The sequence below is a fragment of the Streptomyces achromogenes genome (assembly GCF_030816715.1).
Classification (GTDB): Bacteria; Actinomycetota; Actinomycetes; order Streptomycetales; family Streptomycetaceae; genus Streptomyces; species Streptomyces achromogenes_A.
Genome location: NZ_JAUSYH010000001.1, coordinates 3,430,262 through 3,447,107 on the forward strand (window position 1 = coordinate 3,430,262; position 16,846 = coordinate 3,447,107).

Annotated in this window: 15 protein-coding genes; 8 read left to right on the forward strand and 7 right to left on the reverse strand. The window is 72.0% G+C overall.

What is annotated here, in order from left to right; all coding sequences use genetic code 11:
• Positions 1-36: 36 nt before the first annotated feature.
• Entirely contained in the window at positions 37-1,383 is a 1,347-nt protein-coding gene (locus QF032_RS15425; RefSeq protein WP_307056238.1) for a nicotinate phosphoribosyltransferase, read from the reverse strand.
• Positions 1,384-1,439: 56 nt separating this feature from the next.
• Here QF032_RS15425 and clpS point away from each other — a divergent pair, with 56 nt between their 5' ends.
• The 4 genes from clpS (at position 1,440) to QF032_RS15445 (ending at position 4,751) form a co-directional block, all read left to right on the forward strand.
• The gene (gene clpS, locus QF032_RS15430; protein ID WP_057574446.1) at positions 1,440-1,757 is read left to right on the forward strand and encodes an ATP-dependent Clp protease adapter ClpS; all 318 of its coding nucleotides are present in this window, start codon (positions 1,440-1,442) and stop codon (positions 1,755-1,757) included.
• Between the two features lie 11 nt (positions 1,758-1,768).
• Positions 1,769-2,377, forward strand: a complete 609-nt coding sequence (locus QF032_RS15435; protein WP_306952037.1) for a DUF2017 domain-containing protein — start codon at positions 1,769-1,771, stop codon at positions 2,375-2,377.
• A gap of 365 nt (positions 2,378-2,742) precedes the next feature.
• Positions 2,743-4,176 (forward strand): amino acid permease, encoded by a 1,434-nt coding sequence (locus QF032_RS15440; RefSeq protein WP_307056239.1) that lies wholly within the window; start codon positions 2,743-2,745, stop codon positions 4,174-4,176.
• Positions 4,177-4,328: 152 nt separating this feature from the next.
• The gene (locus QF032_RS15445; RefSeq protein WP_306952033.1) at positions 4,329-4,751 is read left to right on the forward strand and encodes a M67 family metallopeptidase; all 423 of its coding nucleotides are present in this window, start codon (positions 4,329-4,331) and stop codon (positions 4,749-4,751) included.
• A 29-nt stretch (positions 4,752-4,780) separates the two neighbouring features.
• Here the strand turns inward: QF032_RS15445 and QF032_RS15450 are convergent, their stop codons facing one another.
• Positions 4,781-5,137, reverse strand: coding sequence for a hypothetical protein (locus QF032_RS15450; protein ID WP_307056240.1), 357 nt, complete (start codon positions 5,135-5,137; stop codon positions 4,781-4,783).
• A gap of 193 nt (positions 5,138-5,330) precedes the next feature.
• Entirely contained in the window at positions 5,331-7,682 is a 2,352-nt protein-coding gene (locus tag QF032_RS15455) for an immune inhibitor A domain-containing protein (protein ID WP_266718197.1), read from the reverse strand.
• Between the two features lie 365 nt (positions 7,683-8,047).
• Here QF032_RS15455 and QF032_RS15460 point away from each other — a divergent pair, with 365 nt between their 5' ends.
• Positions 8,048-8,383: a hypothetical protein gene (locus QF032_RS15460; RefSeq protein WP_307043329.1), complete on the forward strand. Its 336-nt coding sequence runs from the start codon at positions 8,048-8,050 to the stop codon at positions 8,381-8,383.
• Between the two features lie 131 nt (positions 8,384-8,514).
• Here QF032_RS15460 and QF032_RS15465 read toward each other — a convergent pair whose 3' ends face one another.
• Both QF032_RS15465 and QF032_RS15470 read right to left on the reverse strand, forming a co-directional pair.
• Entirely contained in the window at positions 8,515-9,225 is a 711-nt protein-coding gene (locus tag QF032_RS15465; protein WP_307056241.1) for an RDD family protein, read from the reverse strand.
• An 80-nt stretch (positions 9,226-9,305) separates the two neighbouring features.
• Positions 9,306-10,949, reverse strand: a complete 1,644-nt coding sequence (locus QF032_RS15470; RefSeq protein WP_307056242.1) for an RDD family protein — start codon at positions 10,947-10,949, stop codon at positions 9,306-9,308.
• 310 nt (positions 10,950-11,259) lie between these two features.
• On the opposite strand from QF032_RS15470, the gene QF032_RS15475 reads away from it, so the two are divergent.
• Positions 11,260-11,736: an SsgA family sporulation/cell division regulator gene (locus QF032_RS15475; RefSeq protein ID WP_307043332.1), complete on the forward strand. Its 477-nt coding sequence runs from the start codon at positions 11,260-11,262 to the stop codon at positions 11,734-11,736.
• 45 nt (positions 11,737-11,781) lie between these two features.
• Here the strand turns inward: QF032_RS15475 and QF032_RS15480 are convergent, their stop codons facing one another.
• Positions 11,782-13,215: an FAD-binding oxidoreductase gene (locus tag QF032_RS15480; protein WP_373430346.1), complete on the reverse strand. Its 1,434-nt coding sequence runs from the start codon at positions 13,213-13,215 to the stop codon at positions 11,782-11,784.
• Positions 13,216-13,307: 92 nt separating this feature from the next.
• Between QF032_RS15480 and QF032_RS15485 the strand changes: the two genes are divergently transcribed.
• On the forward strand, positions 13,308-14,879 hold the full coding sequence (locus tag QF032_RS15485) for a tetratricopeptide repeat protein (protein ID WP_307043336.1): 1,572 nt from the start codon (positions 13,308-13,310) through the stop codon (positions 14,877-14,879).
• Positions 14,880-15,008: 129 nt separating this feature from the next.
• Here QF032_RS15485 and hppD read toward each other — a convergent pair whose 3' ends face one another.
• Positions 15,009-16,154: a 4-hydroxyphenylpyruvate dioxygenase gene (gene hppD, locus QF032_RS15490; RefSeq protein WP_307056244.1), complete on the reverse strand. Its 1,146-nt coding sequence runs from the start codon at positions 16,152-16,154 to the stop codon at positions 15,009-15,011.
• Positions 16,155-16,280: 126 nt separating this feature from the next.
• On the opposite strand from hppD, the gene QF032_RS15495 reads away from it, so the two are divergent.
• Complete coding sequence (locus QF032_RS15495) at positions 16,281-16,802, forward strand: Lrp/AsnC family transcriptional regulator (RefSeq protein ID WP_307043342.1); 522 nt, start codon at positions 16,281-16,283, stop codon at positions 16,800-16,802.
• Positions 16,803-16,846: the final 44 nt, after the last annotated feature.

Genomic DNA, 16,846 nt, shown 5'->3' on the forward strand with positions numbered 1-16,846 from the left:
GCTCCCGCACGCCGGTTCCGGGGCCCGGGTCGTGTCCTAGTTACCCGACGGGCAGTGCACATACTCCGTGGGGAGGACGGGTTCGCCGCGGGAGAGCTGGGTGGCGGACAGGGGCAGGCCGGCGCGGGCGGCCGTGTGGCGGTCGCGGACGGTGTCGAGGGGTTCGCGGGCGACGACCTCGCCGGCCCTGACGAGGTCGACGAGCAGCTGGCGGTCGGCCAGGTCGGCGGGGACGTCGCCGGTGCCGACGACCTCGGCCTCGGCGACGCCGTACGCGTCGAGGCGGCGGGCGGCCCACTTGCGGCCGCCGACCGACGTCTTGCCGCCGGTCGACTTCTTCGCCACCGGGACGAGCGGGGCGGCCGGGTCGTCGGACTCGGCGCGGGCGACGAGCTTGTAGACCATGGAGGCCGTGGGGTGTCCGGAGCCGGTGACGAGCTGGGTGCCGACGCCGTAGGCGTCCACGGGGGCCGCGGCGAGGGAGGCGATGGCGTATTCGTCGAGGTCGGAGGTGACGATGATGCGGGTGCCGGTGGCGCCGAGGTCGTCGAGCTGCTGGCGTACCCGGTGGGCGACGAGGAGGAGGTCGCCGGAGTCGATGCGGACGGCGCCGAGCTCGGGTCCGGCGACGTCGACGGCGGTGCGGACGGCTTCGGCGACGTCGTAGGTGTCCACGAGGAGGGTGGTGCCCCGGCCGAGGGAGTCGATCTGCGCCCGGAAGGCGTCCCGCTCGGTGTCGTGCAGGAGGGTGAAGGCGTGGGCGCTGGTGCCGACGGTGGGGATGCCGTAGCGGAAGCCGGCGGCGAGGTCGGATGTGGTGGTGAAGCCGCCGACGTAGGCGGCGCGGGCGGCGGCGACCGCGGCGAGTTCGTGGGTGCGGCGGGCGCCCATCTCGATGAGGGGGCGCTCGCCTGCGGCGGAGGACATGCGGGAGGCCGCGGCGGCGATCGCGGAGTCGTGGTTGAGGATGGAGAGGATGACGGTCTCGAGGAGGACGCATTCGGCGAAGGAGCCCTCGACGCGCATGATCGGCGAGCCGGGGAAGTAGACCTCACCCTCGGGGTAGCCGCTGACGTCACCCGAGAAGCGGTATCCGGCGAGCCAGTCGAGGGTCGTCTCGTCGACGATGTCGCGTTCGCGCAGGAAGGCGAGGAGGTCGGTGCCGAAGCGGAAGTTCTCCACCGCGTCGAGGACCCGGCCGGTGCCGGCGACGACACCGTAGCGGCGGCCGTCCGGCAGTCGGCGGGTGAAGACCTCGAACACGCTGCGGCGTTCGGCGGTACCCGCCTTCAACGCGGCCTGCAGCATCGTCAGCTCGTACTGGTCCGTGAAGAGCGCCGTCGACGGGACTCGCACCGGCAGCCCAAGGTCCGCTGTGTTCATGACGAGGATGCTACCCCCTTTTCGTCGGTGTGACGATTTCAGTGCGGCGTGGCAGCATGGGCCTTGTGACGTCACCCGCTCCCCTTGAGATCGAACGCACCGAGTCGGCGGAGGAGGTCTTCGCCGTACCCGAGCCGGACGTCCCCTGGGTCACGATCGTGCACAACGACCCGGTCAACCTCATGAGCTACGTGACGTACGTCTTCCAGGCGTACTTCGGCTACTCCAAGGACAAGGCCACCAAGCTCATGCTCGACGTCCACCACAAGGGCCGGGCGGTCGTCTCCAGCGGATCCCGCGAGGAGATGGAACGCGACGTGCAGGCCATGCACGGGTACGGCCTGTGGGCCACCCTCCAGCAGGACCGGAAGTAGCCTCCCCTCATATGCCTGGACACTTCGAACCGCTCCCCGGCGGCGGCGCGGCCGTCGCGCTCGACGACGTCGAGATCTCCATCATCCGGTCGCTGGCCGTGCAGCTCCTGGAGCTGATCGGCCCGGGCCCCGCCGAGGACGCCCCCGACGACCCGCTCGCCGAGCTCTTCGCCGAGGGTCCGAGCGAGCCGCCCGCCGATGCCGTGCTCCGGCGACTGTTCCCGGACGCCTACACCGACCCGGAGGCGACACCGGGCCCGCGGGAGGCGGACGAGCAGAAGGCGCACTCCGCCGAGTTCCGCCGGTACACGGAGAACGACCTGCGGGCCGGCAAGCGGGAGAACGCCCTCGCGGTGGTCCGCTCGCTGGACGCGCTGGCCTCCGAGGCGGCCGACGCGGGCGGGGCGGTGCTGAAGCTGACGCCGCAGGAGTCCCAGCAGTGGCTGCGGGCGCTCAACGACCTGCGGCTGGCGATCGGCGCCCGGCTGGAGATCACCGACGAGGAGGACACCGACCTTCTCTACCGGCTGCCGGACGAGGATCCGCGCAAGCCGATGGTGATGGCGTACCTGTGGCTGGGCGGACTCCAGGAGACCCTGGTGACGACCCTGATGCCGTAGCCCTTGCCTCCGTAGCCGTTGCCTCCGTAGCCGTTACGCGGAGGTTCCTCCGCATTTCCCGTTCGCTCAGAGGGCGCTCAAATCCGGATAACGATCGCGTCACCGCGACGGCCGGGAGTGTCCTCTTTGTGTCACGTTCATCCGCTTCTTCTGGTGTCGTGCGCCACACGTCCGGCCGCTGCTCGATAGTGCGGGCGTGATAGATCTTCACGACCGCCCGGCGAACACCACCCGTATGTTCCGCCGGGTGCGCCACCGAGCCGGTTGATCGCCGGCCAGGCATCGCTCCATCAGTCCGGGGGGATCGAAACCCGATCCGAGGCCGACGAGAGGTCCGGATCGGCATGGAGAAAGGCGCACCACACATGTCCTCCGAGAAGGTCACTGACGCCGCCGTCACTGACACTCCCGAAGAGGGGTACGAACGCGGGCTCGGCAGCCGCCAGGTCCAGATGATCGCGATCGGCGGCGCCATCGGCGTCGGCCTCTTCCTGTCCGCCGGGGCGAACATCGCCAAGGCCGGTCCCAGCCTCATCGTGATGTACGCCCTCGCCGGCGTGATCGTCTTCTTCATCATGCGGGCGCTCGGCGAGCTGCTGCTGTACCGCCCGGTGTCGGGCTCGTTCGCGGAGTACTCCCGCGAGTTCCTCGGCCCGTTCTTCGGGTACTTCACCGGCTGGACGTACTGGCTGATGTGGGTCGTCACCGGCATGGCCGAGCTGACGGCCGCCGCGATCTACGTCCAGTTCTGGTTCCCGGCCGTCCCGCGGTGGGTCACGGCCCTGGTCTTCCTGGTGATCCTCTTCGGGGTGAACCTGATCTCCGTGAAGGTGTTCGGAGAGCTCGAGTTCTGGTTCTCGATGGTCAAGGTCACCGCGCTGATCGGCATGATCGTCATCGGTCTGGGCGTCCTCACCTTCGGCTTCAGCTCGGCCGGCGACACCGCCGCCGTCTCCAACCTGTGGGCCTTCGACGGCTTCTTCCCCAAGGGCGTCGGCTCGTCCCTGATGACCCTGCAGGGCGTCATGTTCGCCTACCTCGCGGTAGAGCTGGTCGGCGTGACCGCCGGTGAGTCGGAGAACCCGGAGAAGACGCTGCCGAAGGCCATCAACACGCTGCCGTGGCGCATCGCGCTGTTCTACGTCGGCGCGCTCACCGTCATCCTGTGCGTGGTGAAGTGGACCGAGTTCACCGCCGGGGCCTCCCCGTTCGTCGTGGCCTTCGCGAAGATCGGCATCCCGGCGGGCGCGGGCATCGTCAACTTCGTCGTGCTGACGGCCGCGCTGTCCTCCTGCAACTCCGGCATGTACTCGACCGGCCGCATGCTGCGCAACCTGGCCGACAGCGGCGAGGCCCCGGCGGTCTTCCGCAAGCTGTCCGCGTCCAAGGCGCCGGCCTTCGGCATCACGGTCTCGGTGCTCTTCATGGGCATCGGCGTGATCCTGAACTACGTCGTCCCCGAGAAGGCCTTCGGCTACGTCACCTCCGTCGCCACCGCGGCCGGCATCTGGACGTGGCTGATGATCCTGATCAGCCACGTCCGGTACCGCCGTGCGGTGGTCGCGGGCCGGCTGCCCGCGTCCAGCTTCCCGGCCCCCGGCGGCTCGGCGTTCAGCTGGGTGGCCATCGTGTTCCTGCTCTTCGTCACCGGCCTGATCGCGTACGACGCCGACTCGCGGGTCTGCCTGTACGTGATGGCGGGCTGGGCTGCCGCCCTCGGCGTCGGCTGGGCGGTCCTCAAGAGCCGCAACCCGCAGGTCACCGGCCGGCGCGAGCCGGAGTTCGAGAAGGTCGGCTGACCGCCGGCCGGAATCGCCGCCCGGGCGTTGCGCCCCCAGGGAGCTCTCGTGGCGCCCCCCGCGGCGGGACGCCCGGGCCCGGCCGTCCGCGATGTGGGCCGTTCCGTACCACCCCTCGGTACGGAACGGCCCCTTTGCTTATCCTGGCGACCATGCTGACCATCACCCAGGACCTGCACGACCGGATCGTCGCCCACGCGCGCAAGGACCACCCCGACGAGGCGTGCGGCGTCGTCGCGGGCCCGGCGGGCACGGACCGCCCCGAGCGCTTCGTCCCGATGCTGAACGCGGCCATGTCCCCCACGTTCTACGAGTTCGACTCGGGCGACCTGCTCAAGCTGTACCGCGAGATGGACGACCGCGACGAGGAGCCGGTGGTCATCTACCACTCCCACACCGCGACCGAGGCCCACCCCTCCCGCACCGACATCTCCTACGCCAACGAGCCCGGCGCGCACTACGTCCTGGTCTCCACCGCCGACACCGACGGCCTCGGCGAGTTCCAGTTCCGCTCGTTCCGCATCGTGGACGGCGTGGTCACGGAGGAGGACGTCCGGGTGGTGGAGGCGTACTGAGCCGCCCCCGCGGGGCGCCGGCCGGGTCGCTACGCCGCCGCGGAGTCGAGCAGGGCGCGGACGGGGCGCCACAGCTGGGGGCCCGCGGGCCCGTCGGCCACGGGGACACCGTTGTCAGGGGTGGTGCGCCAGACGAGGCCGTCCGGGTGGTGCAGGACGGCCGTGATCTCGTCCGGGGTGGGGGGCGCCGCGTTGCCGCGCAGGTAGACCGCCCGCAGGCCCAGGTTGCGGAGCCGGGTCAGGGCGCGGGCGCGGTTGTGGGCGTGGACGAGGAAGCGGACGTCCGTGGAGGGGCCTGGAAGGCCCTCCCGGGCCGCGGGGCGGGGCAGGTTCAGCGCCACCACCACCATGCCGTCGGGCAGCTTGCAGAAGCCTCCTGCGGCCATGCGGTCACACCCCCGTGCGCGTCGGTATCGGCATGGGCGCCCAAGGCGGCGCCGATGCGCTGGTCAGAGTCCGTGTCGGTGCTGGTGTCCAGGGGACTGTCAATAAGAAGAGCACAGGAGGCACCTAAACACGATCGGCGGCAACCCGCCAGGGGGTTGCCGCCGATGCGCGTCTGACCTGCTGAAACGTCGACTACTTCGCCGACGGTCCGACCTGCAGGCTGATCGTCGAGCCGTCCGACGGCTCCTTGACGATCTTGATGCGGGTGTTGGTGTCAGTGACCTTCACACCCGCGAGCGGGGTCTTCGGGTCCCAGTACGTGGACGTGCCGTCGTCGAAGACCGGGATGCCGATCCGCGACTTGACCTTGGTCGCGACGCCCGCCTTGTGCAGCGTGAACGCGTCGGTCGCGGCGCGGCCGAAGGTGGAGTCGAAGGACTGGATCCGGCTGTTCATGTACGTGCCGTCGGCCCACTTCATCGGCGTCGGGTGCGCGTCGACGGGCAGGATCAGGCCCGTGCCGTTGTGCTGGCTGGTGTTGTCGTCAGCCTGCGAGGTGTCCCACTTCCAGATCAGCAGACCGTTCTGGTACGGGTAGTGCTCGACCCAGGACGGACGGGTCGTCGAGAAGCCGAAGTTGTACGGGCCGACCTTGAGGGTCTTGTCGTACGACGTGTACTGGCGGTTCTCGGCGATGTAGTACTGCGGGTAGTCGTCCGTGATGGACGCGCCGATGCGGGAGAAGCCGTTCGTCGTCCAGGCGCTGTCCTGGGACTCGGCGTTGTCGGAGAAGACGGTCGCGCCGTTGGCGGTCACCGTGATCTCGTCGGCCGCGAAGCCCTTCAGCGCCACGCCGCCGTCGCTCTGGTAGCGGAAGCGCAGGTCGACCTTCTTGCCCGCGTAGGCGTCCAGCGGGTAGGTCAGCTTCTGGTAGGCCGCGACCGAGCCGGTGAGGGCGGGCTTGCCGCTGCCGTCACGGGTGATGGCGCTGCCGTCGGCCAGCTTGCCGTCGATCGGCGTCCAGTTGGCGCCGCCGTCGGTGGACACCTCGGTGTAGAGGTAGTCGTAGTCGGCCTCGATGTCCCACCAGCCGTCGAGGGTCAGGCTCGCGGCGGACTTGCCGGTCAGGTCGACCGAACGGGACAGGGAGTTGCGCAGGTCGTTGCCGCTGCCGCTCCACCACTGCGTCTTGCCCTGCGCCGGGGCGACCACCTCGGTGGTGACCGTCTTGTCGGGCAGCTGGACGATGAGGGCCTGCGGGTTCTTGGTGTTGTACTCCGCGACGCCCAGCGTGTGCTTCGACTTCTTGCCGGCCGTGGCGACGTCGTAGTCGAGCCAGCCCAGCTGCAGCTTGTCCCAGGCGTTCATGTCGCCGGGCAGGTCGCCGATGGTCTCCTTGCCGGTGCCCAGCCAGGAACCGGAGGACATCAGCGTCCAGAAGCCGGTGGAGTTCTCGCCGCCGCCGGAGGTGTCGTACTCGTCCGGCAGGCCGAGGTCGTGGCCGTACTCGTGCGCGTAGACGCCGAGTCCGCCGTTCTCCGGCTGGATGGTGTAGTCGCCGACCCAGACGCCCGTGTCGCCGATCTGGGTGCCGCCGAGCCGGTTGGCGTCCGGGCCGGTGGAGCCGGCGTCGGTGCCGAAGGCGTACCAGCGGTGGGCCCAGATGGCGTCCTCGCCCTGCGCGCCGCCGCCCGCGGACTCGTCCTCGCCGGCGTGCACGATCTGGAAGTGGTCGATGTAGCCGTCGGGCTCGTTGAAGTCGCCGTCGCCGTCGAAGTCGTAGCGGTCCCACTGGTCGTACTGGGCCAGCTCCGCCTTGATCTCGGCGGCCGTGTCACCGGCGGCCTCGCGGTCCGCCACCCAGGCGTTGACGCCGTCCTGGACCGCGTACCAGGCTCCGGTGGAGGCCTTGTTGGAGCCGTAGCGGGCCTCGTTGTAGGGGACCTTGACCCAGTCGGTCACCTCGCCGTCGACCGAGTAGCGTCCCGAGGACTGCTTCTCGTAGTACTTCTTGAGCGACTCGGTGTTCTTGCCGGTGCCGAAGTACAGGTCCTGGAAGTGCTTCTGGTCGTAGTCCGCCTGCCAGGCCGTGGAGTTGTCCTGCTTGCGGTCCGGCTTGGCTATCTGGTTGTGCAGCGGGCCGGCCGTGCCGCCGTAGCGGCTGTCGACCTGGTCGCCGAACTCGACGAGGATCGTGAAGATCTTGTCGGTCTTCTCGCGCCCGAGCTCGACGAACTTGCTGTCGCCCTTCTTGCTCTTGAGCTGGACGACCTTCGAGCCGTCGCGGTTCTTGACCGTCGACCGCCCGGCTATGACCTCCTTGAGCGCCTCCTCGCGCTGCGCCTCCTGCGTCTTGCTGAGCGGCCCGTCGAAGTCGTGCTCGCGGGCCTTGGCCGGCTGCGGGTCGTGCCGGCCCGCTGCCGGGGACTGCGCCGAGTTGTTCTCGGCGGCCTGCGCCACGGCGAACGTCGTGAACGTCGCCGTGGCCGCCGCGAGTGCGACGACCGTGGCGGCCGTGCGGAACGTCCAGGATCTACTGGTCACTTGATGTCCTCCCACGCACGCGTCAGCCCGCGCGGTAGGGGGATTCCTGTCAAGGAAAGTCCGCGCGCTGTTATACGCGTGTAGTCAAGTGACGCCATTTGACTACTGGTTTAGAAGAAAAGACAGACCTTGACTTGGACAGGTCAAGTGCATTATTAGGAGCCGGTGTTCGTATTGCGGACATGTGACGGTTTCTTGACGCTGCCCCTCGCGGGCGCGCGGGGCAGTCCACGTGGTGGACGTCATGACTCCGTGCGCCCCCTGTGCTCCGGCACCGTGGGTTAGGTCACGCTTACCGTTCGTTCCGCTCGGGCATGCAGCCGAATAGAGTCGAGACCGCCCCCGCTCCCGAGGACACGATTGCCATGCCTCGTCCGACAGTCGCACAGCTCACGTACGGTTCCTGCACCGTCATCTTCTCGACGCTCGCCATGCTGCTGCTGTCGCAGACCAGTTCGGGCCCCGGGATCGTCGTCGTCGTGGTCGCCGCGGTCGCCCTCGGCGTACTCGTCGCCATGACGGTGCCGACGCCGAAGCCCCCGCGAGCCCCCGTCGCCCGTTCCGCGGCGACCCGGTCCGTGAGCCGGCCCGCGCCCGTCGCGGTTCCCGCGCCCACGTCCGCAACCAGGTCCGTGACCCTGCCCGTCCCGGCCTCGGTCGCCTCGGCGCCCGAGCCCGTCCGGGAGCCCACGGCTCCCTGACCCGCACCCGGCGACACGGCGCAGGGCCCACGTTTCGGCCGCGGGCCCTGCGCCGTGCCGCTGTCCCGCCGTCGCCGTCCCGCCGTGTCGCCGTCGCACGGACCGCGTCCGGCGCTCCGCCGTAGCGCGCCTCAACGGGTGCCGACCACCACCGTCTTGGCCGCCTTGTCGTGCAGGCCCTGCTTGTAGGGCTTGTCGAGGTAGCTCCAGCCGCCGCAGACCGCCGTCCACAGACAGGCACAGCAGAACGCGAACGGCACCCAGAGCACCAGGGCGCGCACCAGGGACGTCTGCACGGAGGGCGTCGAGCCGTCGTCGAGATCGGCCACCCTCATACCGAGCCACCTCTTGCCCAGCGTCTGCCCCGTCCTGGCGGTGAGGACCGTGTCGTACGCGACGTACAGGATCGCGGCGACGAGTTCCCGTCCGAAGGACTTGCCGAACTCGATCCGGTCCGCGTCCACGGTGTACTGCGCCACCCCGAAGGCCCACGCCAGCAGCGACACCACGACGAAGACGAGGACCATGTCGATGATCCGGGCCAGCGTGCGCCGGCCGCTGTCGGCGAGCGGGGGCATCCCGGCGAGCGGGTCCGCGGGGTAACCGCCGTAGGGGTCGTCCCCGCCGCCGCCAGGGGGTCCACCGCCGTGGGGTCCGCCCCCGTAGGGTCCGCCGCCGGGCGCGCCCGCGTACGGGTCCCGCGGGGCGTCGTACGGCGAGCCCTGCCCCGAGCCGTACGGGGGCAGCCCCTGGTCGTGCGGAGGCCGCTGCGGAGGCCGCTTCCTGAGCGGGTCGTCCTCCGGCGGCTCGCCGCCGGAGCCGGGAGGCGGTTCGTTGGTCATGCCCCCGAGTCGACCGCGAACCCCCTCGGCTCCGCATCCGGCGAGCGGCCGTCCGGGGTAGCGGTCCGCCGGGGCGCCGGTCAGCCGGCGACGAACGTGTGCGCCGCCTTGTCGTGCCAGCACTGGCGCCACGGCCTGTCGAACAGGCCCCACAGGAGGCCCACCACGCCGACGGCGAGCAGACCGGGCACGCTGTAGACCAGCCAGCGGCGCAGGGCCGCCCCGTAGGACGGCGGCTCACCGCCCTCGATGTCGCGCACCTGGAGACCGAACAGCTTCTTGCCCAGGGTGCGGCCCCACTTGGCGGTCGGCAGCGCCTCGTAGAGGATCCCGAACACCAGCAGGACGGCGAGGACGATCCCCAGGTACACCGACGTCGTGCCGTCCAGCAGCCAGACGGTGACGGTCTCTCCGCTCAGCTTGGCCGCGTCGATCTTCTCGTCGACGTGGTCGAGGGCCCGCACACCGAGCGGCAGGGCCGCGCCGGCGGTGACGGCCGCGAGGACGAGCGTGTCCACGAGGCGGGCGGCGAGCCGCTTGCCCAGGCCCGCGGGCCGGGCCTCGGCCTGCCGCCGGGCGGCCGCCTGGAAGACGTCGTCGACCGGCGGCTTCCAGGGCGCGACGGGACCGTCCTCGGCGCCGGTGAGCCGGTGCACCTGCTGCGCCCAGGAGGGCTGGCCGCCCCCGGCCCCCGCGGCCATCGGGACGGAGCCGGCGGGGGCTACCGCGCCGGTGCCCGGCCGGGGCTGAGCGGCGCCGAGGCCGGGGCCGCCCGGGCCGGCAGGCTGGTGGGGCGCGCCCGGAGCGGGCGGCTGAGGCGCGGACGGGGCGGACGACGGCGCGGGGGCGGGCCGAGCCGCCGAGGGTGCGGGCGGGAACCCGGGGCCCTGCGGGGCGGGGGTCGCCGCGGCCTGCGCGGGGTTCTGCGGGGACGGGATCCGCGCGGGTCCCTGCGGAGCCCGGACGCCCGGTCCCGGTGCGGACGACACCCGGTCGGCCGCCGCCTTGCCGGCTCCGAATCCGGGGGGCGCGGGGGCCGCGCCGGCGGCGGGCGCGGTCGTCGGGCCCTGAACGCCGGGCGGGTGGTGGCCGTCGGCTCCGCCCGTGCGCGGGGCCGGCGGGCGGAAGGTGACCGTGCCCTGGTCGGGGGTGTGGCCGGCGGGAGCGGAGGGGGCCGGGCCGGCCGGTGCTGCGGCCTGCCCCGCTCCCCCGCCGCCCGCGGTGGGCCGGCGGAAGACGAACGTGCCCCCGGAGACCACCTCCCCGGCGCAGGCCTCCGGCTCCGCGGGCGGGATCGTCGTCATGCCGTCGGTGCTCGTCGAGACGCCCTCGGGCTGGACCTGGGCGGGCGAGGACACCCTCGGGTCGGCGGCCGGCGGGGCGCCCCAGGAGACCCGGCGGTCCTGGTCGCCGCCGAAGCCGGACTGGTGGGAGCGGTCGGCGCCCCACGCGGAGGCCGACTCGGGGTGACCGCCGTACGGGTTCGCCGGTACGGGGCCGGCCTGCGCGGGGTCCTCGTCGAAGAAGTGCGGGCCGGTCTCCTCCACGAAGGCCGGCGCGCCGGACGGAACCGTGAGCGGGCGGCCGTCGGACGGCGCCGGCCGGCTGGTGCCCGGTACCCAGGCGGAACCGTTCCAGTACCGGACGTATCCAGGGATGGAGGGGTCCGGGTAATACCCCTCGCGGGGCCTGTCGTCACCGGGTGCCGGGGTTGGGGCGCTCATGTCCGTCGTCCCGTATCTGCTCGGGGGTGGGATGGGGGGCTCCACATCTATCAGACGGACGCAAGCCCCACGGCCAGTCCTGCCGGACCCGCCCCTTTCCGGGCAACCCCGTGCACGCTCTTCACACGTTCGGAACCGTCCGCAGGGGACTCGGAGGGCCGACGGAGGGGGCCGGTGCGGAAAGTCCGCCGAAAAAAATTCCGCAGACCCGCGTAATGGTTGCGGCGCTGTCCCCTCTCCCCTCGTACGAGCCCGCTCACGGGCCCGCCCACGGGCCGCGATCGGGGCCCGTCGACGAGAGGAGAACGACATGCAGCACACCGTGGTGGAGCGCGAGCTGGAGCTCAGACTGATCCTGTCGCCGGAGCGCGCCGTCCCGGTGCCGGCCCGGCTCGGCTACCGCAGCGACGACCCGTTCGCCGTCCATGTGACCTTCCACATCAACTCCGCGCAGCCGGTGGGCTGGACGTTCGCCCGTGAGCTGCTGGTGGAGGGCGTGTTCCGGCCGTGCGGCTACGGGGACGTACGGGTGTGGCCGACGAAGTCGCAGGGGCGCGGTGTGGTGCTGATGGCGCTGAGCTCGCCCGACGGGGACGCCCTGCTGGAGGCGCCGGCGGCGCAGGTCTCGGCCTGGCTGGAGCGGACGCTGCGGGTGGTGCCCCCGGGCGCCGAGGGCGACCGGCTCGGCATCGACGACGGGCTGGCCGAGCTGCTCGCCCCGACGCCCGCGGACGACCTGTGGCTGAGCGACCCGTGGCCGTCGGACGAGTCCCGGGACGGTGAGTGAGCCGCCGGCGCGGGAGCCGGGGTGACCGAAACAGCGGGCCGGGGCTCAGAACAGCTTGCCCGGGTTGAGGATGCCCAGCGGGTCGAAGGCCGCCTTGACGGCGCGCTGCATCTCGACGCCCACCGGGCCGATCTCGCGGGCCAGCCACTCCTTCTTGAGCACGCCGACGCCGTGCTCGCCGGTGATGGTGCCGCCGAGTTCCAGGCCGAGGCCCATGATCTCGTCGAAGGAGGCGCGGGCACGCCGGCACTCGTCGGGGTCCGCCGCGTCGAAGCAGACCGTGGGGTGGGTGTTGCCGTCGCCGGCGTGGGCGACGACCCCGATGGTCAGCCCGTGTCCGCGCGCGATGCGTTCGACGCCCTCGATCATCTCGCCGAGTCTGGAGCGGGGCACGCACACGTCGTCGATCATCGTGGCGCCCTTGACGGCCTCCAGCGCGACGAGCGAGGACCGCCGTGCCTGGAGCAGGAGTTCGGACTCTGCGGCGTCCTCGGCGGGGACCACCCGGACGGCGCCGGCCGTCTCGCAGAGCGCGCCGACGGCGGCGAGGTCGGCGGCCGGGTCGGGGGTGTCGAAGGCCGCGAGCAGCAGGGCCTCGGTGGTCTCCGGCAAGCCCATGCGGGTCAGGGCGTTGACGGCGCGGACGGTCGTACGGTCCATCAGTTCGAGGAGGGACGGGACGTGCCCGCCCGCCATGATCCGGCACACCGCGTCGCAGGCGGCGGCGCCGGAGGCGAACTCGGCCGCCAGCACCAACTGCTGCGGCGGCCGTGGCCGCAGCGCCAGGACGGCCCGTACGACGACGCCCAGCGAGCCCTCGGAGCCGACGAACAGGCGGGTGAGGTCGTACCCGGCGACGCCCTTCGCGGTGCGGCGGCCGGTGGACATCAGCCGTCCGTCGGCGAGCACCACGTCGAGTCCGAGGACGTATTCGGCCGTCACCCCGTACTTCACGCAGCACAGGCCGCCCGAGGCGGTGCCGATGTTGCCGCCGATCGTGCAGGTCTCCCAGCTGGACGGGTCGGGCGGGTAGTACAGGCCGTGCTCGCCCACGGCACGGGAGAGGGCCGCGTTGACGACGCCGGGTTCGACGACGGCGATCCGGTCGACCGGGTTGATCTCGAGGATGCGGTCCATCCGGGTCAGGGAGAGGACGATGCAGCCGTCGGAGGCGTTGGCGCCCCCGGACAGGCCGGTGCGGGCGCCCTGCGGGACGACCGGGACGCGCAGCTCGCTCGCCGTGCGCAGGACGTGCCGCACCTCCTCGACGGTGCGCGGCAGTACGACGACGGCCGGGGCGCCGGCCGGGCAGAAGCTCGCCATGTCGTTGGCGTAGGAGGCCGTGACGTCGGGGTCGGTGAGGACGGACCCGGGGGGCAGGCCGGCGCGCAGCCGGCCGAGCAGGACGTCGGTCGCCGCGGCGTCGTGCGTGGCCGCGGCGTCGTCTTCGGGGGGTGCTTCCCAACGGCTCATGATCAAAGGTTCGCACCGGGGGCCATCGGTGTGAACCCCCGTCCGGGGACCCTCCGGCTGACGTCGCACGGTCGTCGTACTGACGCACAGTGAGCGCCATGGAGAACGAGGAGCGCGCCGCCGAAGAGCGCACCGCCCCCGACGGGACTCCTGCGGAGGCCGCCGGCGGGGCCGTCGCGGCAGCCACCGGAGGAACCGCCGCGGAGGCCGTCGGCGAAGCCGCCGGGGAGGCCGCGGGGAAGGCCGTCGGCGAGGCAGCCGAGGAGGTTTCCGGGGACGTCGTCCGGGCGCGTCGGCGACGGCGTCTGGTCGTCGGCTCGCTCGTGGGGTGTCTGGTGCTGGGCGGCGGGGTGCTGGTGTGCCTGCCCGGCGAGGGGCCGGCGGGACGCGGCGTGCCGGCGGCGGCTCCGGGGGCGCAGGCGGGCTCGGCGGTGCGGGCGGGGGTGGCGGCCGCGCTGTCCGATCTGGCGGCGCTGGTCGAGGAGCGGGAGCGCGCGGTGCGGGAGCGTCCCGAGGACGCGCGGTCCTGGGCGGTGCTCGGCACGGCGTACCTCGAGCAGGGCCGGCGCACCGCCGGGGTCGCCGTCCTGTATCCGAAGGCCGAACGGGCGCTGCGGGCCTCGCTGAAGGCACGCCCCCGGGGCAACGCGGACGCCCTCGGCGGTCTGGCCGCGCTGGCCAACGCCCGCCGGGACTTCCCCGCCGCACTGCGCTGGGGTGAGGCCGCGCGCAAGGCGGCGCCGAAGCGCTGGACGACGTATCCGCAGCTCATCGACGCGTACACCGGGATGGGGGACTACAAGAAGGCGCTGAAGGCGCTGGACGCGCTGACGGCGCTGCACTCCGGTCCTGCCGTGCGGGGGCGTGCGGCGGGCGTCTACTGGGACCGGGGCCGGCGTGAGGACGCGCAGGCCGCGCTGGCGGACGCGGCGGTCGGCGCCGTCTCCCCCGCCGAGCAGGCGGCGTGGCTGGAGCGGGCCGGGCAGCTCGCCTTCGAGCGTGGAGAGCGGGAGGACGCGCTGCGGCACTTCCAGGAGGCGGTCCGGCTCGACCCGGACCAGCGGGCGGCGCAGGCCGGGCAGGGCAGGGCGCTGGCGGCACTGGGGCGGACGACGGAGGCGCTGAGCGCCTACCGGGTGGCGCTGGAACGGCAGCCGCTGCCGCAGTACGCGCTGGAGCTGGGCGAACTGTACGAGTCACTGGGGCTGGCCCAGGCGGCGCGGGTGCAGTACGACCGGTTGCGGACGCTGGTCCGGCAGGAGTCTGCCGGTGGCGTCGACGGGCAGCTGACGCTCGGCCGGTTCGAGGCGGACCACGGGGACCCGGCGACGGCGGTGCGGCGGCTGCGGGCCGAGTGGCGGCGCCAGCCGGGCATCGCCGTCGCGGACGCGCTGGGCTGGGCGCTGCACCGGGCCGGGAACGACGAGGAGGCGCTGAGGTTCGCCTCGATCGCCACCGACCGGGTGCACGGGGGCGCCGTGTACAGCGCGCCGTACCTCCACCACCTCGCGGTGATCGAGCGAGGGCTGGGGAAGGACGGCCCGGCGCGGCGGCACCTTCAGGAGGCGTTGCGGATCAACCCCTACTTCTCGCCCCTGTTCGGCCCGGCGGCCCGGGCCGCCCTCGCCGGCCTCGGCGAGGAGCCGCCCCCGGCCGAACTGCCCGACTAGGGCCACCTGTCACCTCACCTCACCGGGGGCGGGCCGGACCGGGTCTGCGACGGGCCGGGTCCACGGCGTGGCGCGCTCTGCCGGTCACGGGGTTGGCGTGGTCTGCCGTGGTCTGCCGTGGTCTGCCGGTCAGAGGTTGCCGCGCTTGTCCTGCTCCCGTTCGATCGCCTCGAAGAGGGCCTTGAAGTTGCCCTTGCCGAAGCCCATCGAGCCGTGGCGTTCGATGATCTCGAAGAAGACGGTCGGCTTGTCCTGGACCGGCTTGGTGAAGATCTGCAGCAGGTAGCCGTCCTCGTCGCGGTCGGCGAGGATCTTCAGCTCGCGCAGGGTGTCGAGGGGGACGCGGGTGTCGCCGACCCACTCGCCGAGGGTGTCGTAGTAGGAGTCGGGGGTGTCGAGGAACCGCACCCCCGCCGCCCGCATCGTGCGGACCGTCTGCACGATGTCGTTGGTGTTGAGCGCGATGTGCTGGACGCCGGCGCCGCCGTAGAACTCGAGGTACTCGTCGATCTGGGACTTCTTCTTGGCGACGGCGGGCTCGTTGATCGGGAACTTGACCTTGAGTGTGCCGTCGGCCACCACCTTCGACATCAGCGCGCTGTACTCGGTGGCGATGTCGTCGCCCACGAACTCCTTCATGTTCGTGAAGCCCATGACCGTGTTGTAGAAGCCGACCCACTCGTTCATCCGGCCGAGCTCGACGTTGCCGACGCAGTGGTCGATGGCCTGGAAGGTGCGCTGGGCGGGGGGCTCGACGATCGGGTCGGCGCTCACATAGCCCGGGAGGTAGGGGCCGTCGTAGCCGGAGCGGTCGACGAGGGTGTGCCGGGTCTCGCCGTAGGTGGCGATCGCGGCGAGGACGACCGTGCCGTGCTCGTCCTTCAGCTCGTAGGGCTCGGCGACGGAGCGCGCGCCGTGCTCGACGGCGTAGGCGTAGGCGGCCCGGGCGTCCGGGACCTCGATGGCGAGGTCGACGACACCGTCGCCGTGCTCGGCCACATGCCGGTCCAGGAAGTGGCCCCAGGTGGTGGCGGGCTTGATGACGGAGGTGAGGACGAAGCGGGCCGAGCCGTTGGTCAGCACGTACGACGCGGTCTCGCGGCTGCCGGTCTCCGGTCCGGAGTAGGCGACCAGCTTCATGCCGAAGGCGGTGGAGTAGTAGTGCGCCGCCTGCTTGGCGTTGCCCACGGCGAAGACGACCGCGTCCATTCCCTTGACCGGGAAGGGGTCTGCCTGCCGCGCGGTGTCGGGAGTGAGGTGTGTGGTCTGCGTCATAACGAAAGCCTCGCGCCCGCCCTGCAAGGTGCGCAATAGTTCGTGTATCGACTGAGCAGTCTGTCCAGCTGCTCGGCGGTTTCGGCGAGCTTTCTGTACAGGGTGACCATCGTGGAGGCGGACGGCATGGGAATCGATCGTCTGGACGGCCGGATCATCGTGCTGCTGGCACGGGAGCCGCGCCTGGGGGTGCTGGAGATGTCCCGGCGGCTGGGCGTGGCCCGCGGGACCGTGCAGGCACGGCTCGACCGGCTTCAGTCGAACGGGGTCATCCGGGGATTCGGCCCCGACGTCGATCCTGCGGCCCTCGGCTACCCGGTCACCGCGTTCGCCACGCTGCAGATCCGGCAGGGCCAAGGGGCCGACGTGCGGGCGCACCTGGGGTCCGTGCCGGAGGTGCTGGAGCTGCACACCACCACCGGCAGCGGGGACATGCTGTGCCGGCTGGTGGCCCGCTCCAACGCCGATCTCCAGCGGGTGATCGACCGGGTCGTCGGCCTCGACGGCATCGTCCGGGCCTCCACCGCGATCGTGATGGAGAACCCCGTCCCGCTGCGGGTCATCCCGCTCGTGGAACAGGCGGCGGAACATGCGGCGGAGCAGGCGCCGGGACGGCCGGGAGAGGACGCGGCCGACCGGGGGCGGTGAGGCGGACGGCCTTCCAGGGGTCGTCGTCCGTCCGGTGCCGCCGC